A 24,371-nucleotide genomic window follows, 5' to 3' on the forward strand; every position below is an offset into this window, starting at 1 on the left:
CTGAATCAGGCGGACAGGGCGGCGCGACCCTTGCTGCGGCGGTTCGCGAGAATCGCGCGACCGGCACGGGTGCGCATCCGCAGGCGGAAGCCGTGGGTCTTGGCGCGACGACGGTTGTTCGGCTGGAAGGTGCGCTTGCTCACTCGGGGGCTCCAGAAAAAATCGATGGTTGGCGTGGTGCCGTCCTGGCTGTCACCGTGCGCCCACGAGTAGCTCGCGTCACGCCCGAGTGCACCGCTTCCCGATCACCTTTAGCGATCTGTGCCCTTCGGAGGCAGGCGGCAGCAGCCATCGACAACTCGACCTGGTTACGGTACGCGGGGCTACGCCATCCGGTCAAACCGGCGCTAGCCGAGAGACACTGTCCACAGGCTGGGGACAACAACTTGAACCCTACCGGTCGCGCTGACTACCTTGGCTGAACTCCCATTCGTTCGCATATCCCCGCCCGAGCGGGATTGCCCCCGACCTCACCGAGTTTCAACCCCACCCTTCCCACAACCACACGTTCGTGGGACCTGCGAGAGAGCGTGCCCTGTGGCTGACGTACCTGCCGATCTTGCCGCAGTGTGGCCACGCGTACTGGAACAGCTTCTCGGCGAAGGCCGCGGGCAAGGTGTCGAGTCGAAGGACGAGCGCTGGATCCGGCGCTGCCAGCCCCTCGCGCTGGTCGCGGACACCGCCCTGCTCGCCGTGCCGAACGAATTCGCCAAGGGCGTACTGGAGGGCCGCCTGGCCCCGATCGTCAGCGAGACGCTGAGCCGCGAGTGCGGCCGGCCCATCCGCATCGCGATCACCGTGGACGAGACCGCCGGTGAACCGCCGGCCCCCCAGGCACCGGCCGGCCAGCCCCAGCAGCAGTCCCGCTACGACGAGCCTGAGCTGCCCTCCGGTCCTTACGAGGGCTACGGCCGCCACCGCGGCGGCGAGCGCGCCGACCAGCACCGCGGTGGCGACCAGCACCGCGGCGGGGACCATCGTGGTGGCGACCACCGCGGCGGGGACCAGCACCCCGGCGGCGAACCGCCCGCCCGCACCGACCAGCCGTCCGCCGGCCGCGGCGACCAGCTGCCCACGGCCCGGCCCGCGTACCCCGCCGAGTACCAGCGGCCCGAGCCCGGCGCCTGGCCGCGCCCGGCGCAGGACGAGTACGGCTGGCAGCAGCCGCGCCTCGGCTTCCCCGAACGCGACCCCTACGCCTCGCCGTCCCAGGACGGCTACGGCCCGTCGGCCCCGGACTACCGGCAGCCGGGCCGGGAGCGCCCGTACGAGCAGCAGCGCGGCGACTACGACAGCCCGCGCCGCGAGTACGAGTCCGGCCGCCCCGACTACGAGGGCTACGAGCCGCGCTCCGAGTACGACCAGCGCGACCCCGTCCGCCGGGAACTGCCCGAGCCGCCCGCCGGACCCGCCCGCCGCGGCGGGGGCACGGGCCGGCCGGACCTGCCGTCGTCCGGGAGCGGCGGGCTCTCCTCGTCCGCGGCGGGCGGTGCCGGTGAGCCGACCGCCCGGCTGAACCCGAAGTACCTGTTCGACACGTTCGTCATCGGCGCGTCCAACCGGTTCGCGCACGCCGCCGCGGTGGCCGTCGCCGAGGCGCCGGCCAAGGCGTACAACCCCCTCTTCATCTACGGGGAGTCGGGACTCGGCAAGACCCACCTGCTGCACGCCATCGGGCACTACGCGCGCAGCCTCTACCCGGGCACGCGCGTGCGCTACGTCAGCTCGGAGGAGTTCACCAACGAGTTCATCAACTCGATCCGCGACGGCAAGGGCGACAGCTTCCGCAAGCGCTACCGCGAGATGGACATCCTGCTCGTCGACGACATCCAGTTCCTCGCGGACAAGGAGTCGACGCAGGAGGAGTTCTTCCACACCTTCAACACGCTGCACAACGCCAACAAGCAGATCGTGCTGTCCTCCGACCGGCCGCCCAAGCAGCTGGTCACCCTGGAGGACCGGCTGCGCAACCGCTTCGAGTGGGGCCTGATCACCGATGTCCAGCCGCCCGAGCTGGAGACGCGGATCGCGATCCTGCGCAAGAAGGCCGTCCAGGAGCAGCTCAACGCCCCGCCGGAGGTCCTGGAGTTCATCGCCTCCCGGATCTCACGGAACATCCGTGAGCTGGAGGGCGCGCTGATCCGGGTGACGGCGTTCGCGTCGCTCAACCGGCAGCCGGTGGACCTGGGCCTGACCGAGATCGTCCTGAAGGACCTGATCCCCGGCGGCGAGGACTCCGCACCCGAGATCACGGCGACGGCCATCATGGGCGCCACCGCCGACTACTTCGGGCTCACGGTCGAGGACCTGTGCGGTACCTCGCGCGGCCGCGCCCTGGTGACGGCCCGCCAGATCGCCATGTACCTGTGCCGCGAGCTGACCGACCTGTCACTGCCGAAGATCGGCGCGCAGTTCGGCGGCCGCGACCACACCACCGTCATGCACGCCGACCGCAAGATCCGCGCGCTGATGGCCGAGCGGCGCTCGATCTACAACCAGGTGACCGAGCTGACGAACCGCATCAAGAACGGCTGACAGCTCCGCACACGCACACCGACGCCGAGGGCGCCCCGGAACGACCCGGGGCGCCTTTCGCGTCCCCGCACCCACACCGGCGCCCGCCCGTGCCCCAACGAGCGCCCACGAGCCCCACGAGGGCCCTGCCCGGCCGGCCGGCCCCACTCTCCGCCGCGCACCGCCGCGCACGGCCTCACCTAACGCCTCCCTGGCCCCCGCACCGCTCGCGTACGCCTCCCCAGGCGCGGAGAGGCCGCCAGGCGCCGTTCTCCCGTCAGTGCGCCCGGATACGCGCCTCGGCGTTCGAACACCACCTCCGCGCTTCTCTCCGCCCCCTGGAGCCGCCCCCTCCGGGGGCCTCCGAGGCGGCCGGAATCCCCCTCGGAGGCCCCAGCAACCCGCCCCGACGCCCCCTCGGGACGCCCGACCCGGCGTCCGTGCCGCCCCGCTCCGGCCACCCGGTGTTCGATTAATCGCCTGGTTACGGCCTCCCTCCACAGATTTGGCAACTTTCTTCCGTCCACACGCTGGGGACTGCGAAGTTGTCCCGAGCTGCATCCACAGGGAACCTGGGGAGTCAGCGTCCTCGCAGCTCAGAGGGCTGTGGAATCGTGGACGAAGGATCTCCACAGGCTGTGGAAAACGAGATCGTCCACAGGGCGGCCGCGAAGTTTTCCACCGGCGGCCCACAGGCTGGGGGCCGTTGTCCCCAGCAACTTCCACCTTCTCCACACCGCTGTCCACTGTTCGGCAACCCGGCGGCCTCGCTCACCGCGTCGAGTGAAAGGCGTCACACGAAGGTGCCGGATTGGGCTGTGGGAAACGTGGGTAAACCTGGGGACGCAGCTGGGGAGAACTGCCCTCGCCCTGTGGGCGGTGTGTGCAGAACTTTCTGTTCTCCACAGAAACCCCGAGTTGTCCACCGCCTCCACCCACAGGGTCAGTGGACAAAATTCGTGCTCTGAGCTGGGCAAACGCGGTTATCCACCGTTTCCACAGGCCCTACTACTACTGCCAACTAGAGAGAGCTCGGAATCCGTTTCGAAGAGGGGGCTGTGCACAACTCGCCCTCTCGCGTCCCGCTGCCCCTCGGACGGACTTGACCCCGACAGGCACCTACTGTCAGTGCCGTGCGTCAGACTGGTCCCCGGTGTCCCGCGCTCCTCAGTGAGCCGTGACACCGAGTCGGAGGACTCAGTAGCAACAGCAGGAGGCGGCTTACGGTGAAGATCCGGGTGGAACGCGACGTACTCGCGGAGGCAGTGGCGTGGGCAGCACGCAGCCTCCCGGCCCGTCCGCCGGCGCCTGTCCTCGCCGGCCTGCTGCTGAAGGCGGAGGACGGCCAGCTGAGCCTGTCGAGCTTCGACTACGAGGTCTCCGCCAGGGTCGGCGTCGAGGCCGAGGTCGACGAGGAGGGCACCGTCCTGGTCTCGGGCCGGCTGCTCGCCGACATCTGCCGCGCGCTGCCCAACCGTCCGGTGGAGATTTCCACAGACGGTGTACGGGCGACCGTGGTCTGCGGCTCCTCGCGGTTCACCCTGCACACACTGCCTGTGGAGGAGTACCCGTCGCTGCCGCAGATGCCGAGCGCCACGGGCACCGTCCCCGGCGAGGTCTTCGCGGCCGCCGTCTCCCAGGTGGCCATCGCCGCCGGCCGTGACGACACGCTGCCCGTCCTCACCGGTGTGCGCATCGAGATCGAGGGCGACACGGTCACCCTGGCCTCCACCGACCGCTACCGCTTCGCGGTCCGCGAGTTCCTGTGGAAGCCGGAGAACCCGGACGCCTCCGCGGTCGCCCTGGTGCCCGCCAAGACGCTCCTGGACACCGCCAAGGCGCTGGGCGCGGGCGACAGCGTCACGCTGGCGCTCTCCGGCTCGGGCGCGGGCGAGGGCCTGATCGGCTTCGAGGGCGCGGGACGCCGTACGACCACGCGTCTGCTCGAAGGCGACCTGCCGAAGTACCGCACGCTGTTCCCGACCGAGTTCAACTCCGTCGCCGTGATCGAGACCGCCCCCTTCGTGGAGGCCGTCAAGCGTGTGGCCCTGGTCGCCGAGCGCAACACCCCGGTGCGGCTGAGCTTCGAGCAGGGCGTGCTGATCCTGGAGGCCGGTTCCAGCGACGACGCACAGGCTGTGGAGCGGGTGGAGGCGCAGCTGGACGGCGACGACATCTCGATCGCCTTCAACCCGACCTTCCTGCTGGACGGTCTGAGCGCCATCGACTCCCCGGTGGCCCAGCTGTCGTTCACCACGTCCACGAAGCCCGCGCTGCTCAGCGGCAAGCCGGCCCTGGACGCCGAGGCGGACGACGCGTACAAGTACCTGATCATGCCGGTGCGCCTGAGCGGCTGAGTCCGTCCACAGTCGTGCACAGCGCCGGGCGCCCCTGTGGGTACCCGGCGCCGGGCGCATCCCCGGTGTCCGGTCCGTCGGGAACGGACCGGACACACCCGCGGAACGGCCCGAAAGCCGCAGGTCAGAGGCGTCACGTTTGAGCGCGTATGCCCACAGCTGTGCGTGACCGTCCGGGTTTAGGCTCGGCACGGACACGAAGGTGTCCTCACGCCACACAGCGACCTAAGGAACACAACTGATGGAGCTCGGTCTCGTCGGCCTCGGCAAGATGGGCGGCAACATGCGCGAGCGGATCCGCCGCGCCGGCCACACCGTCATCGGATACGACCGCAACCCCGACGTCGCGGATGTCCACAGCCTGGAAGAGCTTGTGGGCAAGCTCAGCGCTCCGCGTGTCGTCTGGGTCATGGTCCCGGCCGGCGAGGCCACCCAGTCCACGGTCGACCAGCTCGCCGAGCTGCTGGAGCCCGGTGACGTGGTCGTGGACGGCGGCAACTCGCGCTGGACGGACGACGAGAAGCACGCCGAGGAGCTGGCGGCCAAGGGCATAGGTTTCGTCGACTGCGGCGTCTCGGGCGGTGTCTGGGGCCTGGAGAACGGCTACGCGCTGATGTACGGCGGCGACGCCGAGAACGTCGCCAAGGTCCAGCCGGTCTTCGACGCGCTGAAGCCCGAGGGCGACTTCGGCTCGGTGCACGCCGGCAAGGTCGGCGCCGGTCACTTCGCGAAGATGGTCCACAACGGCATCGAGTACGCGATGATGCAGGCCTACGCCGAGGGCTGGGAGCTGCTCGAGAAGGTCGACTCCGTGGAGAACGTCCGCGAGGTCTTCCGGTCCTGGCAGGAGGGCACGGTCATCCGTTCCTGGCTGCTGGACCTGGCGGTCAACGCCCTCGACGACGACGAGCACCTGGCGGGCCTGCGCGGTTTCGCACAGGACTCCGGTGAGGGACGCTGGACGGTGGAGGCCGCGATCGACAACGCGGTGCCGCTGCCCGCGATCACCGCGTCGCTGTTCGCGCGGTTCGCCTCCCGGCAGGACGACTCGCCGCAGATGAAGATGATCGCCGCGCTGCGCAACCAGTTCGGCGGCCACGCCGTAGAGAAGAAGTAGTCCACAGGATCGCCCCCGCGATCCACAACCCTGGGGGAGGTCGGCGAACGACCATGCACGTGACGCATCTTTCGCTGGCCGACTTCCGCTCGTACGCCCGGGCCGAGGTTCCTCTCGACCCGGGCGTCACGGCGTTCGTGGGGCCCAACGGCCAGGGCAAGACGAACCTGGTCGAGGCGGTCGGCTATCTCGCCACCCTGGGCAGCCACCGGGTCTCCTCCGACGCCCCCCTGGTCCGCATGGGCGCGGACCGGGCCGTGGTGCGGGCGCAGGTGCGCCAGGGCGAGCGGCAGCAGCTGGTGGAGCTGGAGCTGAACCCCGGCCGGGCCAACCGGGCGCGGATCAACCGCTCCTCGCAGGTCAGGCCGCGGGACGTGCTGGGGATCGTGCGCACCGTGCTGTTCGCGCCGGAGGACCTGGCGCTGGTCAAGGGCGATCCGGGTGAGCGGCGGCGGTTCCTGGACGAGCTGATCACCGCGCGTTCCCCGCGGATGGCGGGCGTGCGCTCGGACTACGAGCGGGTGCTGAAGCAGCGGAACACCCTGCTGAAGACCGCGGCGCTGGCGCGCCGGCACGGCGGCCGGTCGATGGACCTGTCCACGCTGGACGTGTGGGACCAGCACCTCGCGCGCGCGGGTGCCGAGCTGCTCGCCCAGCGGCTGGACCTGATCGCGGTGCTGCAGCCGCTGGCCGACAAGGCGTACGAGCAGCTGGCGCCCGGCGGCGGTCCGCTGGCGCTGGAGTACAAGCCGTCGGCGCCCGGTGACGCCCACGCGCGCGAGGAGCTGTACGCGCAGCTGACGGCGGCGCTCGCGGAGGCTCGCAAGCAGGAGATCGAGCGGGGTGTGACGCTCGTGGGCCCGCACCGGGACGACCTGGTCCTGCGGCTGGGGCAGCTGCCCGCGAAGGGGTACGCCTCGCACGGCGAGTCCTGGTCGTACGCCCTCGCGCTGCGGCTGGCGTCGTACGAGCTGCTGCGCGCGGAGGGCAACGAGCCGGTGCTGGTGCTCGACGACGTGTTCGCCGAGCTGGACGCCCGCCGTCGTGAGCGGCTGGCGGAGCTGGTGGCGTCCGGCGAGCAGGTGCTGGTGACCGCCGCCGTGGACGACGACGTGCCCGGGCTGCTGCGCGGGGCGCGGTACGCGGTGTCGGGCGGGACGGTGGAGCGGCTGTGAGCGCCGGGGAGCCCGCGGGAGGCCCGGACGCGAAGGGCGCGGGCGCGTCCGGTGGTGCGAAGGGGGCGGGCGGTGCCCCGAAGCCGGCCGAGGCCTCCGGTGTCGACCTCGCGCGCGTGGCGTTGCGCGCGGCGAAGGAGCAGGCACGCGCGCGTGGGGACGCGGCGCGGCAGAAGAAGCAGGTGCGGCGGGGCGGCGGGCTGCGGTCCGGCGCGCGTGCCGACGGGCGGGACCCGATGGCGCTGGGCGCGGCGATCAACCGGCTGATCAACGAGCGCGGCTGGGAGACGCCGGCCGCGGTGGGCGGTGTGATGGGCCGCTGGCCGCAGATCGTCGGCGAGGACCTGGCGAAGCACTGTGTGCCGCAGGGGTACGACGAGGACGAGCGGGTGCTGTCGGTGAGCTGTGACTCGACGGCCTGGGCGACGCAGCTGCGGCTGCTGGCGCCCACTCTGGTGGCCCGGCTGAACCAGGACCTCGGGCACGGCACGGTCCGGCTGATCAAGGTGAACGGCCCCGGCGGTCCGGCCCGGAGGTACGGCCCGCTGCGGGCTCCGGGGAGCACGGGACCGGGCGATACGTACGGGTGACGCACTTCACCGGGGGGTGAGGTGCGTCACGTCGTGGCGCCCTCGCGGAGCGCCGTCGCGCGCCCGCGCGGAGATGTGGATCACGCCCTGAGCCCCCGATGGCCAAGGGGAGACCGGCGAAAGCGCTGAGTGCCGCTGTGAGCCCCTCGGAGCCCCCTTCCGTATATCGGTACCCGGGAGACGCCGGTTCAGGGCGGCACATGGGGACTCAGGTGCCCGCAAGCCCCCATTACTGTCGGCGCTACCGGTAGACTGGAGGTAATCCCGCCCCCCATCGTGGGGACCGCCCGGGACAAGCTGAGCAACCGCTGATCAGGGCTTACCAACGCAACATGCCGCAGCCGCTCCGGCAGCCCTCCCCCAGAGGGGGTTCCCCCAGGAGCCCGGCTCGTGCTGTGCCAGAAAGGGCGCTTCGTGGCCGATTCCGGCAACCCCAACGAGAACATCCCTTCCACCGACGCCGGCGTCAACGGCGAGGCCACCGCCTCCACCTCCTACGACGCGAGCGCCATCACGGTGCTCGAAGGGCTGGACGCGGTCCGCAAGCGACCCGGTATGTACATCGGCTCCACCGGTGAGCGCGGACTGCACCACCTGGTGCAGGAAGTCGTCGACAACTCGGTCGACGAGGCCCTGGCCGGTTACGCGGACACGATCGACGTGACGATCCTGCCCGACGGCGGTGTGCGCGTGGTCGACAACGGCCGTGGCATCCCGGTGGGCATCGTGCCCTCCGAGGGCAAGCCGGCGGTCGAGGTCGTGCTGACCGTGCTGCACGCGGGCGGAAAGTTCGGCGGTGGCGGCTACGCCGTCTCCGGCGGTCTGCACGGTGTGGGCGTCTCCGTCGTGAACGCGCTGTCCACGAAGGTCGCCGTCGAGGTCAGGACGGACGGCTTCCGTTGGACGCAGGACTACAAGATGGGCGTTCCGACGGCGCCGCTGGCGAAGAACGAGGCGACCGAGGAGACCGGCACGTCGGTCACCTTCTGGGCCGACCCGGAGATCTTCGAGACCACCGAGTACTCCTTCGAGACGCTGTCGCGGCGCTTCCAGGAGATGGCGTTCCTCAACAAGGGTCTGACGATCAAGCTCACCGACGAGCGTGAGCAGGCGAAGGCCACCGCGGGCGCGGACGAGGCGGGTGCCGACGACAAGGCCGAGGTCAAGTCGGTCACGTACCACTACGAGGGCGGCATCGTCGACTTCGTGAAGTACCTGAACTCCCGCAAGGGAGACCTGGTGCACCCGAGCATCATCGACCTGGAGGCGGAGGACAAGGACAAGAACCTGTCCCTCGAGGTCGCGATGCAGTGGAACGGCGGCTACAGCGAGGGCGTGTACTCCTTCGCGAACATCATCCACACCCACGAGGGCGGTACCCACGAAGAGGGCTTCCGTGCCGCGCTGACGTCCCTGATCAACAAGTACGCGCGCGACAAGAAGCTGCTCCGCGAGAAGGACGACAACCTCACCGGTGACGACATCCGTGAGGGTCTGACCGCGATCATCTCGGTCAAGCTGAGCGAGCCGCAGTTCGAGGGCCAGACGAAGACGAAGCTGGGCAACACGGAGGCGAAGACCTTCGTGCAGAAGGCCGTCTACGAGCACCTCAACGACTGGCTGGACCGCAACCCGGTCGAGGCGGCGGACATCATCCGCAAGGGCATCCAGGCGGCCACCGCGCGTGTGGCGGCCCGCAAGGCCCGTGACCTGACCCGTCGCAAGGGTCTGCTGGAGTCGGGCGCGCTGCCGGGCAAGCTGTCGGACTGCCAGTCCAACGACCCGTCCAAGTGCGAGATCTTCATCGTCGAGGGCGACTCCGCCGGCGGTTCGGCCAAGTCCGGCCGGAACCCGCAGTTCCAGGCGATCCTGCCCATCCGCGGCAAGATCCTCAATGTCGAGAAGGCCAGGATCGACAAGATCCTGCAGAACCAGGAGATCCAGGCGCTGATCTCCGCCTTCGGCACGGGTGTGCACGAGGACTTCGACATCGCCAAGCTCCGCTATCACAAGATCATCCTGATGGCGGACGCCGACGTCGACGGCCAGCACATCAACACGCTGCTGCTGACCTTCCTGTTCCGCTTCATGCGGCCGCTGGTCGAGGCGGGCTACGTGTACCTGTCCCGTCCCCCGCTGTACAAGATCAAGTGGGGTCGTGACGACATCGAGTACGCGTACTCCGACCGCGAGCGCGACGCGCTGCTCGAGATGGGCCGCCAGCGCGGCAAGCGGGTCCGCGAGGACTCGATCCAGCGCTTCAAGGGTCTGGGCGAGATGAACGCCGAGGAGCTGCGCGTGACCACGATGGACCCGGAGCACCGTGTCCTCGGCCAGGTCACCCTCGACGACGCCGCCCAGGCCGACGACCTGTTCTCGGTGCTGATGGGCGAGGACGTCGAGGCCCGCCGTCTGTTCATCCAGCGCAATGCCAAGGACGTCCGCTTCCTCGACATCTGAGTCGGTCTCAGCTGACCGCACCAGGAAGGATCTTCACCAGCAATGACCGACGACACCTCGAACTTCATGCCTGAGCCAGTGACGCCCGAGGAAGAGACCGGCGAGATCGTCACCACGCGCATCGAGCCGGTCGGCCTCGACGCGGAGATGCAGCGCTCGTACCTGGACTACGCGATGTCCGTCATCGTGTCCCGCGCGCTGCCCGACGTCCGGGACGGCCTCAAGCCCGTCCACCGCCGTGTGCTGTACGCGATGTACGACGGCGGCTACCGGCCCGAGCGCGGCTTCTACAAGTGCGCCCGTGTCGTCGGTGACGTCATGGGTAACTACCACCCGCACGGCGACAGCTCGATCTACGACGCCCTGGTGCGCCTCGCCCAGCCGTGGTCGATGCGCATGCCGCTCGTCGACTCCAACGGCAACTTCGGCTCCCCGGGCAACGACCCGGCGGCCGCCATGCGCTACACCGAGTGCAAGCTGGCGCCGCTGTCGATGGAGATGGTCCGCGACATCGACGAGGACACCGTCGACTTCACGGACAACTACGACGGCCGCTCCCAGGAGCCGACCGTCCTGCCCGCGCGCTTCCCGAACCTGCTGATCAACGGCTCGGCCGGTATCGCCGTCGGCATGGCCACGAACATCCCGCCGCACAACCTGCGCGAGGTCGCGGCCGGCGCCCAGTGGCACCTGGAGCACCCCGAGGCCTCCCACGAGGAGCTGCTGGACGCGCTCATCGAGCGCATCAAGGGCCCGGACTTCCCGACCGGCGCCCTGGTCGTGGGCCGCAAGGGCATCGAGGAGGCGTACCGCACCGGTCGCGGCTCCATCACGATGCGCGCGGTGGTCGAGGTCGAGGAGATCCAGAACCGCCAGTGCCTGGTGGTCACCGAGCTGCCGTACCAGGTGAACCCGGACAACCTGGCGCAGAAGATCGCGGACCTGGTCAAGGACGGCAAGGTCGGCGGCATCGCCGACGTCCGCGACGAGACGTCCTCCCGCACCGGTCAGCGCCTGGTGATCGTCCTGAAGCGGGACGCGGTCGCCAAGGTCGTCCTGAACAACCTGTACAAGCACACCGACCTGCAGACGAACTTCGGCGCCAACATGCTGGCGCTGGTCGACGGCGTGCCGCGCACCCTGTCGCTGGACGCGTTCATCCGCCACTGGGTGACGCACCAGATCGAGGTCATCGTCCGCCGGACGCGCTTCCGGCTGCGCAAGGCCGAGGAGCGCGCGCACATCCTGCGCGGTCTGCTGAAGGCCCTGGACGCCATCGACGAGGTCATCGCGCTCATCCGGGCCAGCGACACCGTCGAGATCGCCCGGACGGGCCTGATGGACCTCCTGGAGATCGACGAGATCCAGGCGAACGCCATCCTCGAGATGCAGCTGCGCCGGCTGGCCGCCCTGGAGCGCCAGAAGATCGTCCAGGAGCACGACGAGCTCCAGGCGAAGATCAACGAGTACAACGCGATCCTGGCCTCCGAGGAGCGCCAGCGTCAGATCGTCCACGACGAGCTGGCCGCGATCACGGAGAAGTTCGGCGACGACCGCCGCAGCAAGCTGATCCCGTACGAGGGCGACATGTCCATCGAGGACCTGATCGCCGAAGAGGACATCGTCGTCACGATCACGCGCGGCGGTTACGTCAAGCGGACCAAGACGGACGACTACCGCTCCCAGAAGCGCGGCGGCAAGGGGGTGCGGGGCACGAAGCTGAAGGAGGACGACATCGTCGACCACTTCTTCATCTCCACCACGCACCACTGGCTGCTGTTCTTCACGAACAAGGGCCGGGTGTACCGGGCCAAGGCGTACGAGCTGCCGGAGGCGGGCCGTGAGGCGCGCGGCCAGCACGTGGCGAACCTGCTGGCCTTCCAGCCGGACGAGGCGATCGCCGAGATCCTCGCGATCCGCGACTACGAGGCGGCCCCGTACCTGGTGCTGGCCACCATGTCCGGTCTGGTCAAGAAGACGCCTCTGAAGGATTACGATTCGCCCCGCTCCGGCGGTGTGATCGCGATCAACCTGCGGACGCGCGAGGACGGCTCGGACGACGAGCTGATCGGCGCCGAGCTGGTCTCCGCCGAGGACGATCTGCTCCTGGTCAGCAAGAAGGCCCAGTCGATCCGGTTCACCGCATCGGACGACAGCCTGCGCCCGATGGGCCGTGCCACCTCGGGTGTGAAGGGCATGAGCTTCCGCGAGGGCGACGAACTGCTCTCGATGAATGTGGTGCGACCGGGTACGTTCGTCTTCACCGCGACGGACGGTGGGTACGCCAAGCGCACCGCCGTCGACGAATACCGCGTCCAGGGGCGTGGCGGTCTCGGCATCAAGGCTGCGAAGATCGTGGAGGACCGTGGTTCTCTCGTCGGCGCGCTGATCGTCGAGGAGACCGATGAGATCCTCGCCATCACCCTGTCCGGCGGTGTGATTCGCACGCGAGTCAACGAGGTCAGGGAGACGGGCCGTGACACCATGGGCGTCCAACTGATCAACCTGGGCAAGCGCGATGCCGTGGTCGGTATCGCTCGTAACGCCGAGGCGGGGCGTGAGGCGGAGGAAGTCGACGGCGACGTGGCCGTGGACGAGTCCGTCGAGGCTGTCGCGACCGCCGGCACGGACGAGGGTGAGGCGCCCTCGGCCGAGTAGCACGAGGAGTGAGTGATCGTGAGCGGAGCCACGGGCGCCGGATCGGCCGGTACCTCCACGGGTACGGAGACGGACGGCGGCGGCCGTGGCTCCGCCGCGAGCAGGGCGGGCAGGACGGGCAAGGCCGGCCGGCCCGGCGGCAAGGGGAGCGGCTCCGGCCGGGCCGGTGGGTCCGGCGGGGCGGCGGCCGCGGCCGCGGCTCCTGGCGGTACGGCGGCTCCGGGTACGCCCGGGCCGGCGACCGACCCGCACACGACCGAGCTGAGGCCGGTCAAGGCCGCGGAGGACACCTCCGCGCCCCCCGCCGCCTCCTCCTCCCCGTCCTCCGGCTCCTCCGCTCCATCCGCTCCCTCAACCTCCGACGCGCATGGATCCCAGGGGGGAACTGTGACGGACACCCGAGGCCCGCAGACCCAGTCCGGCGGCGGTACGGCCGAGACCCGGCCGGCCTCCCCGCTGCCCGGGGAGCGGCGCGCCGAGCCCGCCGACGGCCCGTACCACCCGCCGCAGGCCTACCCGGCGCAGCCGCCCGCGGGCGCCGTGCGCCGGCCGCGCACCGGGGCGCGGACCGCGCCGCGCACCCGTAAGGCGCGGCTGCGGGTGGCGAAGGCCGACCCGTGGTCGGTGATGAAGGTCAGCTTCCTGCTCTCCATCGCGCTGGGCGTCTGCACGGTCGTCGCCTCGGCGGTGCTGTGGATGGTCATGGACGCCATGGGCGTGTTCTCCACGGTGGGCGGCACGATCTCGGAGGCGACCGGTTCCAACGAGGCGAATGGTTTCGACCTCCAGTCCTTCCTCTCGCTGCCGAACGTCCTGATGTTCGCGGCGGTCATCGCGATCATCGACGTCGTCCTCGCGACGGCGCTGGCCACCCTGGGCGCGTTCATCTACAACCTCTCCGCGGGCTTCGTGGGCGGCATCGAACTGACGCTGGCCGAGGACGAGTGACCCCTCCCCGCATGCCGCGCCGGCGGTCCCGGGGAACCGATTTTGGGACTGCCGCCCTCGTGCGCTAATCTTCAGGAGTCAGCGCGCGGGACACACACCGCAAAGCGCGGCGGGGCTATAGCTCAGTTGGTTAGAGCGCATCCCTGATAAGGATGAGGCCACAGGTTCAAATCCTGTTAGCCCCACAGTACGAAGACCCCCGGACCACATGGTCCGGGGGTCTTCGGCGTTCACGGGTGAATCGGCGGCGGCCCGGTGGCGGCGGCGCAGGATTTCGGCGTACGGGAAAACCCGACCGCTGGCGACGGGGGATGCACCAGCGATCGGGCTATGGCCAAGGGTAACAAGGTTGGTTGGGCTGGGGGAGGCAAGTCGGAGGAGAAAATCCGAGTAACGGCCTTGATGAGTAGGGTAGTTGGCTGGTCTTGATCGTTCAGTCGGCGCACGGCGGGTCGTAGGAGAGGCGCGGGAGGTACTCGTGCCATCGCTGCGGGGTCAGCACGCCCCGGGTGACCGCGCAGATGTGCCGGATCGCCTCGTCGGCGTCCAGGCTCCACAGGCGGACCGTGTCGGTGCCGCTGGAGACGCCGAGGACGTGGCTGGTGGGGCTGAAGGACAGGAAGTTGCCGGTCTTGGCGTAGGGGCTCATCGACTGGCCGATGGGGGTGGCCGAGGCGGGCCGGGCGACGTCCCACAGCCGGACCGTGTTGTCGTTGCCGCCGCTGGCCAGCGTGTGCCCGTGCGCGCTGTACGTGAGGGACGTGACGGCCTCGGTGTGGCCGGTGAGGGGCGGGCCCAGGGCGGCCGCGGCGCGCGGCTCGGAGACGTCCCACAGCCGTACGGTGTCGTCGTCGCCGCCGCTGGCCAGGGTGTGGCCGTCGGGGCTGTAGGCGAGGGCGTTGACGGGGCCGGAGTGCCCGGTGAGGGGCGCGCCGAGGGGAGCGGCGTGCGCGGGGCGCGTGACGTCCCACAGCCGGATCGTGCCGTCGGCGCTGCCGCTGGCCAGCGTGTGCCCGTGCGGGGCGAACGCGAGGGCGTCCACGAAGCCGCGGTGGCCGGTGAGGGGCGGGCCGAGCGGGACCGCGGCGCCCGGGCGGGTGACGTCCCACAGGCGGATCGTGCGGTCGTCGTAGGCGGTGGCCAGGGTGTGGCCGTCGGGGCTGTAGGCGAGGGCGTCGGGGCCCATGAAGCGGGTGCGCAGCCGCAGGGGAGGCCCGGCGGGCACCGGGCGCGCGGGATCGGTGACGTTCCACAGGAGGACCTCCCGGCTGCCGGTCAGCACGGCGAGGGTGCGGCCGTCGGGGGAGAACACCATCGAGCGCTGGCCGCCGTCGGCGCTCATGAACGGCGGGCCGAGCGGTTCGGGGTGGCCGGGCCGGGTCACGTCCCACAGCCGCAGCCGGCCGTCCCGGGCGGCCGTGGCGAGCACCTTGCCGTCCGCGCGGAACGCCCCGCCGCGGCCGGTCATGTCCGAGGTCGGCACCGACCACAGCCGCACCCTGCTGTCGCCGCTGCCCGTGGCGAGGGTGCGCCCGTCGGGGCTGAACCCGAGCGCGTACATCTCGCCGCTGCCGCCCGCGAGCGGCTCGCCGACCTGGGAGGGCGCGGCCGGGTCGGTGACGTTCCACAGGCTCGCCGTGCTGTCCGCGCTGGCGGCGGCGAGCCTGCCGCCGTCCGGGCTGAAGGCCACGGACCAGACCGGGCCCGTGTGGCCGGTCAGCGGTGCGCCGAGGGGCGCGGCGTGGGCGGGGTCGGCGACGTTCCACAGCCGGATGGTGTCGTCGGCGCTGCCGCTGGCCAGGGTGCGGCCGTCGGGGCTGAACGCCACCGAGTGCACGAGGTCGGTGTGTCCCCGCAGCACCGTCCCGTACGGCCGCGGGTGCCGGGGGTCGGTCACCTTCCACAGCCGTACGGCGTCGTCGTCGCCGCCCGCCGCGAGGGTGCGGCCGTCGGGGGCGAACGCCACGGAGCGCATGGCGGCGCCGGTGCCGCGGAGCACGGCGAGCGGTCTCGGCCGGCGCGGGTCGGCCACGTTCCACAGGCGTACGGTGCCGTCCTCCCCGGCGGCGGCGAGGGTGCGGCCGTCGGGGCTGAAGGCGACCAGGTAGATCGTGCCCTGGTGGCCGGCGAGGGGCGCGCCCAGCGGAGCGGGGCGTCCGCCGGGGCCGCCGACGTCCCACAGGCGGATCGTGCCGTCGTCGCCGGCGCTGGCGAGGGTGCGGCCGCCGGGGGCGAAGACCGCGCTGCTCACCCAGCTCGTGTGCCCGGTGAGCGGCTTGCCGAGCGGCTTCGGGCGGCCGTGGTCGGCCACGTCCCACAGCCGCACCGTGCGGTCGTAGCCGGCGGTGGCGAGGGTGCGGCCGTCGGGGCTGAAGGAGGTGAGGTAGACGGCGCCGGTGTGGCCGGTCAGGGGGGTGGCGAGCGGCGCGTTCACGATGGAGATCAGCCTGCTGTACGTCCCCTCGTCGCCGGGGCGCCGCCGGTGGGCGACCAGGTCGAGCCGGGCGGCCAGCGAGGGGTCGGTGTGCTGGACCCGGTCGGCCTCGGCGAGCACCTGCTCGAAGACGGCGTCGTCACGCTGCTGCCAGGCGACCACCGCGGAACCGGCGGCCAGGACGGCGAGCGTGACCACGACCGCCACCGCGGCCCTGCTGATCAGGACCGTACGCCTGCGCAGCCGCACCGAGGCGGCCAGGAACTCCACCGCGGCCCGGGTGGTGTGGCTGTCCCCGGCGGACCGCGCCCAGCCGCGGGCCTGTTCGAGACGCGAGCCCCGGTAGAGCAGGGAGCTGTCCCGGCCGCCGGCCTCCCAGGCCCTGCCGTCCTCCTCCAGGCGCTGGCGCAGCAGGTGGTCGCCCCGGTCCTCGTCGATCCAGTGGCGCAGCCGGGGCCACGCGTGCAGCAGCGCCTCGTGGGTGATCTCGACGGTGTCCGCGTCCAGGGTCACCAGCCGGGCCCGTACCAGCGCCTCCAGCGACTCCTCGGTCTTGCCCGGATCCGTCGACTCCCGTGCGAGCTGGCGGCGCGCGCCCCGCCGCCGGGTGGCCTGGGTGTCCTCGCCGAGCCGGACCAGGCGCAGCAGGAGCAGCCGGGCCGCGGTGCGGGCGGCCGGGTCCAGCTCGGACCAGGCGCGCTCGGCGGTGGCGGCCACGGCGCCCTGGATGCCGCCCGCCGCGCGGTAGCCGGCCAGGGTCAGCCGGCCCCCCTTGCGGCGCTGCCAGGTGGCGAGGAGGGCGTGGGACAGCAGCGGGAGGACGCCCGCGTCGTGCGCCCCCGTGGCCCGGAAGGCGCGGGAGTCCCCGCCGGCGCGCGGGGCGTCGGCGTTCACCTCGCGGAGGATCAGCTCGGTCAGTCCCGCTTCCAGTTCCAGCCCCGCCGCCCGGGCCGGGCCGGTGACCGCCTCGCGCAGCTCCGCCGTGGTCAGCGGACCGAGCACCATGTGCCGGTGCTGGAGCGCGTCCGCCAGTTCCGGATGGCCGAGGCACTGCTCGTAGAAGTCCGCGCGGATGCCGAGGACCACCCGCACCGGGGCGGGTCCGGACGAGCCCGGCGGCGGGGTGCAGGCGGCGTGCAGGATCCGGACGAAGGCGCGCCGGTCGGCCTCGTCGGCGCAGAGGGTGAAGGTCTCCTCGAACTGGTCGACGATGAGGACCGGGCGGGTGGACGGGGCCCGGGGGGCCGGACCGTGGCCGGTGGGGCCGGTGGGGCCGGTGGGGCCGGTGGGGCCGGTGGGAGAGGCGTCGTGGGGGCCGGAGGCGGGGGTGCGGGCGGGGGCCGGGGGTGTGCCGTCGGTGCCCCGGGCGGGCGAGGTGCCCTCGGGCGTGCGGGCCGGGGGCGCGCCGGGGAGTTCCCGCCCGTCCGCCGTCGCCGGAGGCGGCTCGTGGGCCCAGCGCGTCACGGCCTCCTGTACCGCGTGGGCGAGGTGGGGCGCGTCGGCGACGGGGGCCGAGGGGTGGTCCGCCGCCTCGCGTTCCGCCCGGCGGGCGTCGGCGACGAGGCCGGCGAGCTGCGGTATGCGCGCGGTCAGCTCGCCGAGCGGGTCCGCGCCCGGCACCAGCTGGACCACGGTCCCGGCCCCTGCGCCGTCGACGAGGGCGCCGCCCTGCACGGCGGGCACCAGCCCGGCACTGAGCAGGGACGACTTTCCCGCGCCCGAGGCGCCGACCAGGACCACCAGGCCTCCGGCGGGCCCGGCCGAGCGCAGCAGCTCCACGAGCTTCCCGGTGCTGCGCTCCCGGCCGAAGAACCACTGGGCGTCCTCACGCCGGTAGGAGGCCAGTCCCCGGTAGGGGCAGACTCCGCCGGCGGCGGGCGGCTGCGCGTCCGGGGCGGTCCGCGCGTCCGGATCCGGCGCCGGCGGCCGCTCGCCGACCGGGTCGGCCAGGGCGCGCTCCCAGAGCCGCTGCCACTGGGCGAGGTCGTACAGGCCGGTGGAGACGGGTGCCGGCCGTGCGCGGCGCGCCTCGGGTATCAGGATCTGCAGGACCGCCGCGAGCGCGGTGAACTGGGCCGGTACGTTCTTGGCCCGCCGCCAGTCGCTGATGCGCTGAGCGGACACCCGCACGGGCCGTCCGCGCTCGTCCGTCCGCCGCAGTCGTACGACCGCCTCGGAGACGCTTTTGAGGGGAGGGTTGCCGGCTTCCCTGTAGAGCAGGGCGAGGCGTTCGGCGAAGGCTGTGCGTGCCCCTGAGTCGGAACCCAAGGTCCCACCCCTTACTTCCCCCATGTCTTGGCGTCCGGACCGGAAAACTCACCCTATATGGCTGACCTGCGGAAAGACCGGGATCCGGAGCTCCGGGCCTCCTCCGCGGACGCCGCGGATGGCAGGATCACGTCCCGGTGGCCGCACGGTCACGCAAGGTCCGGACAGGCCACCGGCCCTCGGCTCCGGGACTCCGGTCCGCGAGGCCGATCGTTCTCGGTCAACTTCCCCGCCGGTGCCGGACGCCCGCTTCGCCGGGTCCGTCCGCCCAGCGCCCCGGTCCGTCCCGTCGCACCGACAGGACGCGGACCGGCACACCCCGCCTCGTCCGGTACCGGTCCCCACGTGGGGAGGGACCGGTGCCGGACGGGCGGCGAACCTCCGGCGCTTCCGCCGCCTTCCGCCGCTCGCGCGGCCGCCCGTGATGCCTCTGCCCCCGCGGGGCCGGTTCAGGCCGCCGCCGCGGGGGCAGAGACGTCACGACCGGCGCGGCACCCGCGACGGGAGCGGCATCCATGACGGGAGGGCACATGAAGGTCTCCGTGGACCGCGGCGCGTGCTACGGCTCGGCCGAATGCGCGTACCGGGTTCCTTCGGTGTTCGCGTTCGTCGACGGCTACGGCGAGGTGCTGCCCGGCCGGGAGGACACGGGCGACGACCCCGAGGTGCGCGAGGCCGCCGAGAAGTGCCCGTCGCAGGCGGTTCTCCTGGGCGGCTGAGGCGGCGCGCGCCGGTTCGCCCGGGCGCACGACGGCGGTCACGCCGGCGGTATCGGGCCGAGAAGAGCAGATCGTCGCCGGTCGGGCCGGTGTCGTGCTCGGTCGCGCCGGTCGCGGCGCGGGTGACCCGTGCACTGCCGTGCCCGGTCCTTCTCGCGGCAGGGGCCCGTACGAGCCGGAGGAGCGGCACGTACGGAGAGGCGGGAGGGAAGCGAGGGGACAGGGAGGGGACGGGGGAGCGTCGGGAGACGCATGGACATGAAGGGGAGGGAGCGGGGGCTCCGGAAAGCGCGCGTGACCCCCGGCCGAGGGCAGCCGGGGGTCGTTCCGTGTCGACATACGCGTACGCAAGTCGCCTTAGTTGTCGAAACGTCCGCGGTTCTGCGTGCCGTGGCCCGCGTCAGCAGGCGAGCGGTGCCGTCCGCTGCTCGGTGAGGCCGTCGGTGGCGGCTTCCGCCTGGGCGAGGGGGTCGGTCTCCGCGTCGTTGAGGGGGAGGTGCCGGCAGCGGGGGGACTTTCCGTGGGCCTCGGCCCGGATCCGCTGCTTCATCGTGGGGGGCAGGGCCTTGGCATGGGACCAGGTCCATGGCCGCATCGCCGGGATCGCCGGTGCCGTCCGCTGCTCGGTCCCGCTCTGCGGGGTCCCGGTCGCCGGGCTCTCGGTCCGGGCCGAGGCCGTCGTGGCGGCGGTGGTGACGAGTCCGAGCGCCGTGCACAGCGCGAGGAAGGCGGTGACGATGGCGGTCCACAGATTCATGACCTTGTTCTGGGTCATGGCCCCTCACTTTCGGGTTGGGCGATTTGCGTACTTTCCTCATGATGTGTATGTGGGACGTGAAGTGGTGGACCGACGCCCGTGGCGCGTCGATGTTCAGATGAACACCACCCGTATGGCCGCAAGAGGCCACAAAAGGCCCCTAATCGTGCCGAGAGGGAGAGAAAGGGGAGCAAACTAACCGTCCGTGGAGGTGTGATCACCCTCCGATCAGAACGGCCCCTACCTGGGCTATTACGCTGACGGCGACGGGAGTTGAGCCCCGGCGCAGGTCGCCGACCGATATCGGACGGTGTGTATAGTCGGGCGCCAGAGGTCCCCTACGTCAACGAAAGACGAGGTCGCGCGGTGAAGAAGCTGCTCCTGGTCGCACTGGCCGCCGTCGGCGGTCTCCTCGTGTACCGCCAGATCCAGGCGGATCGCGCCGAGCAGGACCTGTGGACGGAGGCCACCGACTCCGTGTCCACGGGTTCCTGAGTGCCGAACACCAGAATCTGATCGAACCCCGGCCGCCGAGCGGCCGGGGTTTTGTCTTGCCCCGCCGCGCCCCGCCGCGCCGCCCCTTTGTACGGCACGCATGCTCCGCACGGCACGGACGGGTGCGCGGACCCGGTACGGCGGCTCGTGTTGCCGGACTCCGGCGGGTGGGGTAGCCCCACCCCTAGCACGGGGACGGGGCCCCGGACGGTGCGGGTGCCGCCCCGGCAGTACGCGTGTCGCTCCGGCGGCAGGCGTGTCGCCCCGGACAGTACGGGTGTTTCGGACGGGCGTGCGGAATGCGCGGATGCCGCGAGGGGCCCGGGGGGAGGATGGGCCACGGCCGGGTGCGGAGCTACTGGGGGTGGCGGGTGCGGGACCGGGTGCGAGTACGGCCGTGGGCGCGAGTACGGCCGTGGGTGCGGGCGCTGCCACGGATGCGGGCGCTGCCACGGGTGCCGGGGCGCGCGGAGCGGCACCGGCGGGACGAACACCGCGGGTGCGGCGGGCTCGCGGACACCGCCCGCGTGGTCCGGCCCAGGGGCGCTGTCCGTGCGGGGTTCGCCGGTGGCGCCGTCCGTGCGGGGTTCGCCGCCTGTGCCGTCCGTGCCGCGCTCGCCGGGGTCCTGCTGTGGGCGGCCGCCGGGGCACCCGGGGGGACGGGGGCCGTGGCGCTGGCCGCCGGGCAGGGGCAGGGGACGTACTCCTTCACGCCCGGGGACGAGTCCGTCGAGGGCGCGCGGGGGACCGCCGGTGCGCGGCTGCTGGAGGCCGGCCGCGCCTACCGCAGCTCGGTGCCGAAGGGCGGGAAGCTCTACTACCGCCTCGAACTCACCGCGGCGGACACCGCGTACGTGCCCGTCACCGCCGTACCGCCGGCCGGCGTCACCGTCTCCGCCACCGACGGCATCCGCGTCTCGCTCCAGGACGCGGACGGCGGCGCCTGCTCCTACTCCTCCGCCTCCTTCGGCGCCGGACTGAGCCCTCGCCCGGTCACGGCCGTCGGCCAGCGCGACACCGGCAGGTCGCTGTGCCAGGGGGCGGGGACGTACTACCTGCTCGTCGAGCGGCTGGACGCCGAGGGATCCGGGGCCGGCGCGAACGCCCCGGCGCGCCGCTGGGACCTGGAGATCGCGCCCGCCACGGAACCCCGGCCCGCCGTGGCCGGGTCCACCACCGCACCCCGCGCCTGGGACTCCTCCTCGCCCGCGCCGCTCGGCGGCGAGCCGCGCGACCGGGCCGGCGGCGCCGGATTCGCCTCGGCCCCCGTGCTGGGCCAGGGCGTCTGGCACACCCGCCTCGCGCCCGGCGGCACCCTCTTCTACAAGGTGCCGCTCGACTGGGGTCGCCGGCTCGGGGCCACCGCCGAACTGGGCAGCACCCGCACCGGCCGCGGTTACGTGGGCGGCGCGCTGAACCTCTCTCTCTACAACCCGGCCCGCGGCTACGTCGACGACACCTCCCTCGGCTACACCGGCACCCAGCGGACCGCCGCGCTCGACCCGCTGCCCCCGGTGGAGTACGCCAACCGGTACGACGTCATCGGCAGGGAGAACGCCGTCCGCTTCGCCGGCGACTACTACCTGGCCGTGCACCTCAGCGAGCGGATGACCGCGGTCTTCGGGCAGGGGCCCTTCGACGTGACCCTCCGGGTGCGCCTCGACGGCCGCTCGCACGACGGCCCCGAGTACAAAGGGCGGCCCGTGCCGGCCGGCCTCTTCACGCTCAGCGCCGAGGACCGGGCCGCGGTGCCCGGCGGCGCCACCGGGAACGGCGGGACCACGGGCACGGGCACCGCGGGAGGAGGCACGGCGATGACCGCCCTCGCGGCCGGGGGCATCGGCACGGGAACCGTGTTGCTGCTGGTGCTCGGCGGCTGGACGGCCGTCGCCCGCCGCAACGAGCGGAGGCGGCCGGGTCAGACGCGGGCGAGCGCCCAGAAACCGACGGCGTAGCAGGCGAGCGCCAGGAGGAGCACGGGGATCGCCACCCTGGCCGGGGGGCCGGGACGGCGGCGTGCCCGGCGGTGCGGGGTCGCGTGCGCGGGCGTGTGCGGTGCCGCGCGCGATGCCGCCGGTGCGGCGGCCCGGCCGGCGGCGTGGGGGATCGGCGTCGTGACCGGGGTCGGGGTCGGAGTGGGGTCGGCGGGGAACGGCGCCGTGGCGGCCTGGGCGGTGTACTCGGCGGTCGCGGGATCCGGGGGGAGCGCAGGCGGCAGGTCCGGTGGCAGAGGCCGCGCGGGGGAGGACAGGGCCGGCGGCCACGGGGCGTGCGGCGAGGGCGCGGCCCCGGACCGGGGCGCTGACTGGGGTGACACCTGAGGTGAGGCTTGGGGGGATGCCTGCTGCGGGGGGAGCGGCTGCCGGTACGGCTCCGGCGCGCTCTGTGGTGCGGGCTGTGGTGCGGAGTGCGGTGCGGACGGCGGCTGGGGGGCCGACCGGGGGTGCGGCGGGGTGGGTGCGGCTGCCTCGCCCGGTGCCCGGGCGAGGCCGGGGGTGGGTGTGGGCGCCGGCTCGGGCGTGGTGCGACGGGTCGTGGGCGGGGCGGATGCGCCGGTCCGGTCCGGCTGGAGGTCCGGGGCCGCCGGTCTCGGGGGCGGGAGATGGAAACTCCCGGTGTCGGACATCGAAGGCTGAGAGTGCTCCGAGTGCTGTGTGGGTTGCGCGGGCTGAGAGGCCTGTGAGGAAGCCGGTGCGGGGGCTGGTGCGGAGACCGGCTCCGGGGTGGACCGTCCCGTCCAGCTGTCGTCCGACCGGGGGTCGGAGGCCACCGAGCCCGCCCCGACAGCTCTTTCGCGAGCCCGGCCCGTGGCACTCCCGGTCGACGCGCCGTCGTCGAGGCCGTTCCGCGCGCCGGGACGCCGTCCGCGTACTCCCGGGGCCGGAACGAGCGGACCGTCGGGTCCGAACCCCTTCGGCAGCGGCCCCAGTTGGTCGAATATCTCGATCGGTTCGTCGTCCGGGCCGGGTTCCTGGAGGAGTTCGACCGCGGCGGCGAGCGCCTTGCGGGCCCCGGTGGCGGTACGGAAGCGGGCCTCGGGATCGGGCTGGAGCAGGGTGGCGACGACCTGCCAGAGGGGGGCCGGGACGCTCTTGGGCGGGGCGGGCGTCCCGTGTTCCATGAAGTACCGCACGATCGCCTTGGCGTCCGGCTTGGCCCCTTCGAGCAGGTGGAGCGCGAGCAGGCCCACGGCGAACAGGTCGGCGGGGTAGTCCGGGTCGGCCCCCAGCATCTGCTCGGGCGCGAGGTAACCGGGCGTTCCCACCACGAGGTCGGTGTCGGTCAGCCTCGGTTCACCGAACCGCATGGCGATGCCGAAGTCGGACAGCCTGAGCCGCGGTCTTCCGGTGCCGGTCGCTTCGAGGAGCACGTTGGCGGGCTTGATGTCGCGGTGCACCACGCCTTCCGCGTGGACCGCGGCGAGCCCGGACAGCAACTGGTCGAGCAGGGTGCACACGAACAACGGCGGCAGGGGGCCGTAGTCGCTGACGAGGTGGACGAGCGAGCCGCCCGCCACCAGGTCCATGGTGAACAGCACTTGGTCGTCGTCGGCGGCCCAGCTGGCCGGCGCGAGCACATGCGGGTGGTCGATGCGCAGGGCCTGCTCCCGGACGAAGCGCAGGAGCGCGTGGGCGTCGCGCTGCTGGAGCACCTTCGCGGCGACATAGCGCCGTCGGCGATGGTCCCAGGCGCGCCACACGGCGCCCACACCGCCCCGTCCGATCGGGTCGGCCAGTTCGTACCGGCCGGCGAAGACCTCACCCATGACCGTCCGTCGCTCCTCCCCCCAGGACCTGGTCCGAAGACAGGCACTGGCCCGACGACTCCCCCGCTGCTCCGTTCCCCGGGTCCCGCTTCTCCCGGGCCGTGCGATGAGTG

General features: G+C 72.3%; 15 protein-coding genes and 1 tRNA gene. 12 read left to right on the forward strand and 4 right to left on the reverse strand.

The window, feature by feature from the left end; translation table 11 throughout:
- Nucleotides 1-5: 5 nt before the first annotated feature.
- A complete protein-coding gene (rpmH, locus tag ACIPRD_RS29250) occupies nt 6-143 on the reverse strand; it encodes a 50S ribosomal protein L34 (protein WP_018547628.1) in 138 nt (45 codons plus the stop codon).
- A 394-nt stretch (nt 144-537) separates the two neighbouring features.
- On the opposite strand from rpmH, the gene dnaA reads away from it, so the two are divergent.
- The 9 genes from dnaA to ACIPRD_RS29295 all read left to right on the forward strand — a co-directional run bounded on the left by dnaA (nt 538) and on the right by ACIPRD_RS29295 (nt 14,004).
- On the forward strand, nt 538-2,535 hold the full coding sequence (gene dnaA / locus ACIPRD_RS29255) for a chromosomal replication initiator protein DnaA (protein WP_401567357.1): 1,998 nt from the start codon (nt 538-540) through the stop codon (nt 2,533-2,535).
- Between the two features lie 1,205 nt (nt 2,536-3,740).
- Nucleotides 3,741-4,871 carry a DNA polymerase III subunit beta gene (gene dnaN, locus ACIPRD_RS29260; protein WP_356402070.1) on the forward strand — a complete coding sequence of 377 codons (1,131 nt, stop codon included), beginning with the start codon at nt 3,741-3,743 and terminating at the stop codon, nt 4,869-4,871.
- Nucleotides 4,872-5,112: 241 nt separating this feature from the next.
- Nucleotides 5,113-5,988, forward strand: coding sequence for a phosphogluconate dehydrogenase (NAD(+)-dependent, decarboxylating) (gene gnd / locus ACIPRD_RS29265; protein ID WP_356402068.1), 876 nt, complete (start codon nt 5,113-5,115; stop codon nt 5,986-5,988).
- 53 nt (nt 5,989-6,041) lie between these two features.
- Nucleotides 6,042-7,163, forward strand: a complete 1,122-nt coding sequence (gene recF / locus ACIPRD_RS29270) for a DNA replication/repair protein RecF (protein ID WP_356402066.1) — start codon at nt 6,042-6,044, stop codon at nt 7,161-7,163.
- Complete coding sequence (locus ACIPRD_RS29275) at nt 7,160-7,753, forward strand: DUF721 domain-containing protein (protein ID WP_401567360.1); 594 nt, start codon at nt 7,160-7,162, stop codon at nt 7,751-7,753. Before recF ends, ACIPRD_RS29275 begins: the two co-directional genes overlap by 4 nt.
- 390 nt (nt 7,754-8,143) lie before the next feature.
- Entirely contained in the window at nt 8,144-10,213 is a 2,070-nt protein-coding gene (gene gyrB / locus ACIPRD_RS29280) for a DNA topoisomerase (ATP-hydrolyzing) subunit B (RefSeq protein ID WP_356402064.1), read from the forward strand.
- Nucleotides 10,214-10,255: 42 nt separating this feature from the next.
- Entirely contained in the window at nt 10,256-12,871 is a 2,616-nt protein-coding gene (gyrA, locus tag ACIPRD_RS29285; protein WP_356402062.1) for a DNA gyrase subunit A, read from the forward strand.
- A 261-nt stretch (nt 12,872-13,132) separates the two neighbouring features.
- The gene (locus ACIPRD_RS29290; protein ID WP_401567518.1) at nt 13,133-13,819 is read left to right on the forward strand and encodes a DUF3566 domain-containing protein; all 687 of its coding nucleotides are present in this window, start codon (nt 13,133-13,135) and stop codon (nt 13,817-13,819) included.
- A 111-nt stretch (nt 13,820-13,930) separates the two neighbouring features.
- A tRNA-Ile gene (locus tag ACIPRD_RS29295) sits at nt 13,931-14,004 on the forward strand.
- Between the two features lie 248 nt (nt 14,005-14,252).
- Here the strand turns inward: ACIPRD_RS29295 and ACIPRD_RS29300 are convergent.
- Nucleotides 14,253-18,545, reverse strand: coding sequence for a hypothetical protein (locus ACIPRD_RS29300; RefSeq protein WP_401567363.1), 4,293 nt, complete (start codon nt 18,543-18,545; stop codon nt 14,253-14,255).
- A gap of 506 nt (nt 18,546-19,051) precedes the next feature.
- Between ACIPRD_RS29300 and ACIPRD_RS29305 the strand changes: the two genes are divergently transcribed.
- Complete coding sequence (locus ACIPRD_RS29305) at nt 19,052-19,240, forward strand: ferredoxin (protein WP_356402440.1); 189 nt, start codon at nt 19,052-19,054, stop codon at nt 19,238-19,240.
- Nucleotides 19,241-19,640: 400 nt separating this feature from the next.
- On the opposite strand, the gene ACIPRD_RS29310 is transcribed toward ACIPRD_RS29305, so the two are convergent.
- Nucleotides 19,641-20,015 (reverse strand): DUF6344 domain-containing protein, encoded by a 375-nt coding sequence (locus tag ACIPRD_RS29310; RefSeq protein ID WP_401567365.1) that lies wholly within the window; start codon nt 20,013-20,015, stop codon nt 19,641-19,643.
- A gap of 348 nt (nt 20,016-20,363) precedes the next feature.
- Here ACIPRD_RS29310 and ACIPRD_RS29315 point away from each other — a divergent pair, with 348 nt between their 5' ends.
- Both ACIPRD_RS29315 and ACIPRD_RS29320 read left to right on the forward strand, forming a co-directional pair.
- A complete protein-coding gene (locus ACIPRD_RS29315) occupies nt 20,364-20,492 on the forward strand; it encodes a DLW-39 family protein (RefSeq protein ID WP_330458827.1) in 129 nt (42 codons plus the stop codon).
- A 332-nt stretch (nt 20,493-20,824) separates the two neighbouring features.
- Nucleotides 20,825-22,447 (forward strand): hypothetical protein, encoded by a 1,623-nt coding sequence (locus ACIPRD_RS29320; RefSeq protein ID WP_401567368.1) that lies wholly within the window; start codon nt 20,825-20,827, stop codon nt 22,445-22,447.
- Here ACIPRD_RS29320 and ACIPRD_RS29325 read toward each other — a convergent pair.
- Entirely contained in the window at nt 22,411-24,258 is a 1,848-nt protein-coding gene (locus tag ACIPRD_RS29325; protein WP_401567370.1) for a protein kinase, read from the reverse strand. The two genes, ACIPRD_RS29320 and ACIPRD_RS29325, sit on opposite strands and share 37 nt — an antisense overlap.
- Nucleotides 24,259-24,371: the final 113 nt, after the last annotated feature.

The sequence above is a fragment of the Streptomyces sp. NPDC090108 genome (assembly GCF_044747185.1).
In the GTDB taxonomy this organism is placed as follows: domain Bacteria; phylum Actinomycetota; class Actinomycetes; order Streptomycetales; family Streptomycetaceae; genus Streptomyces.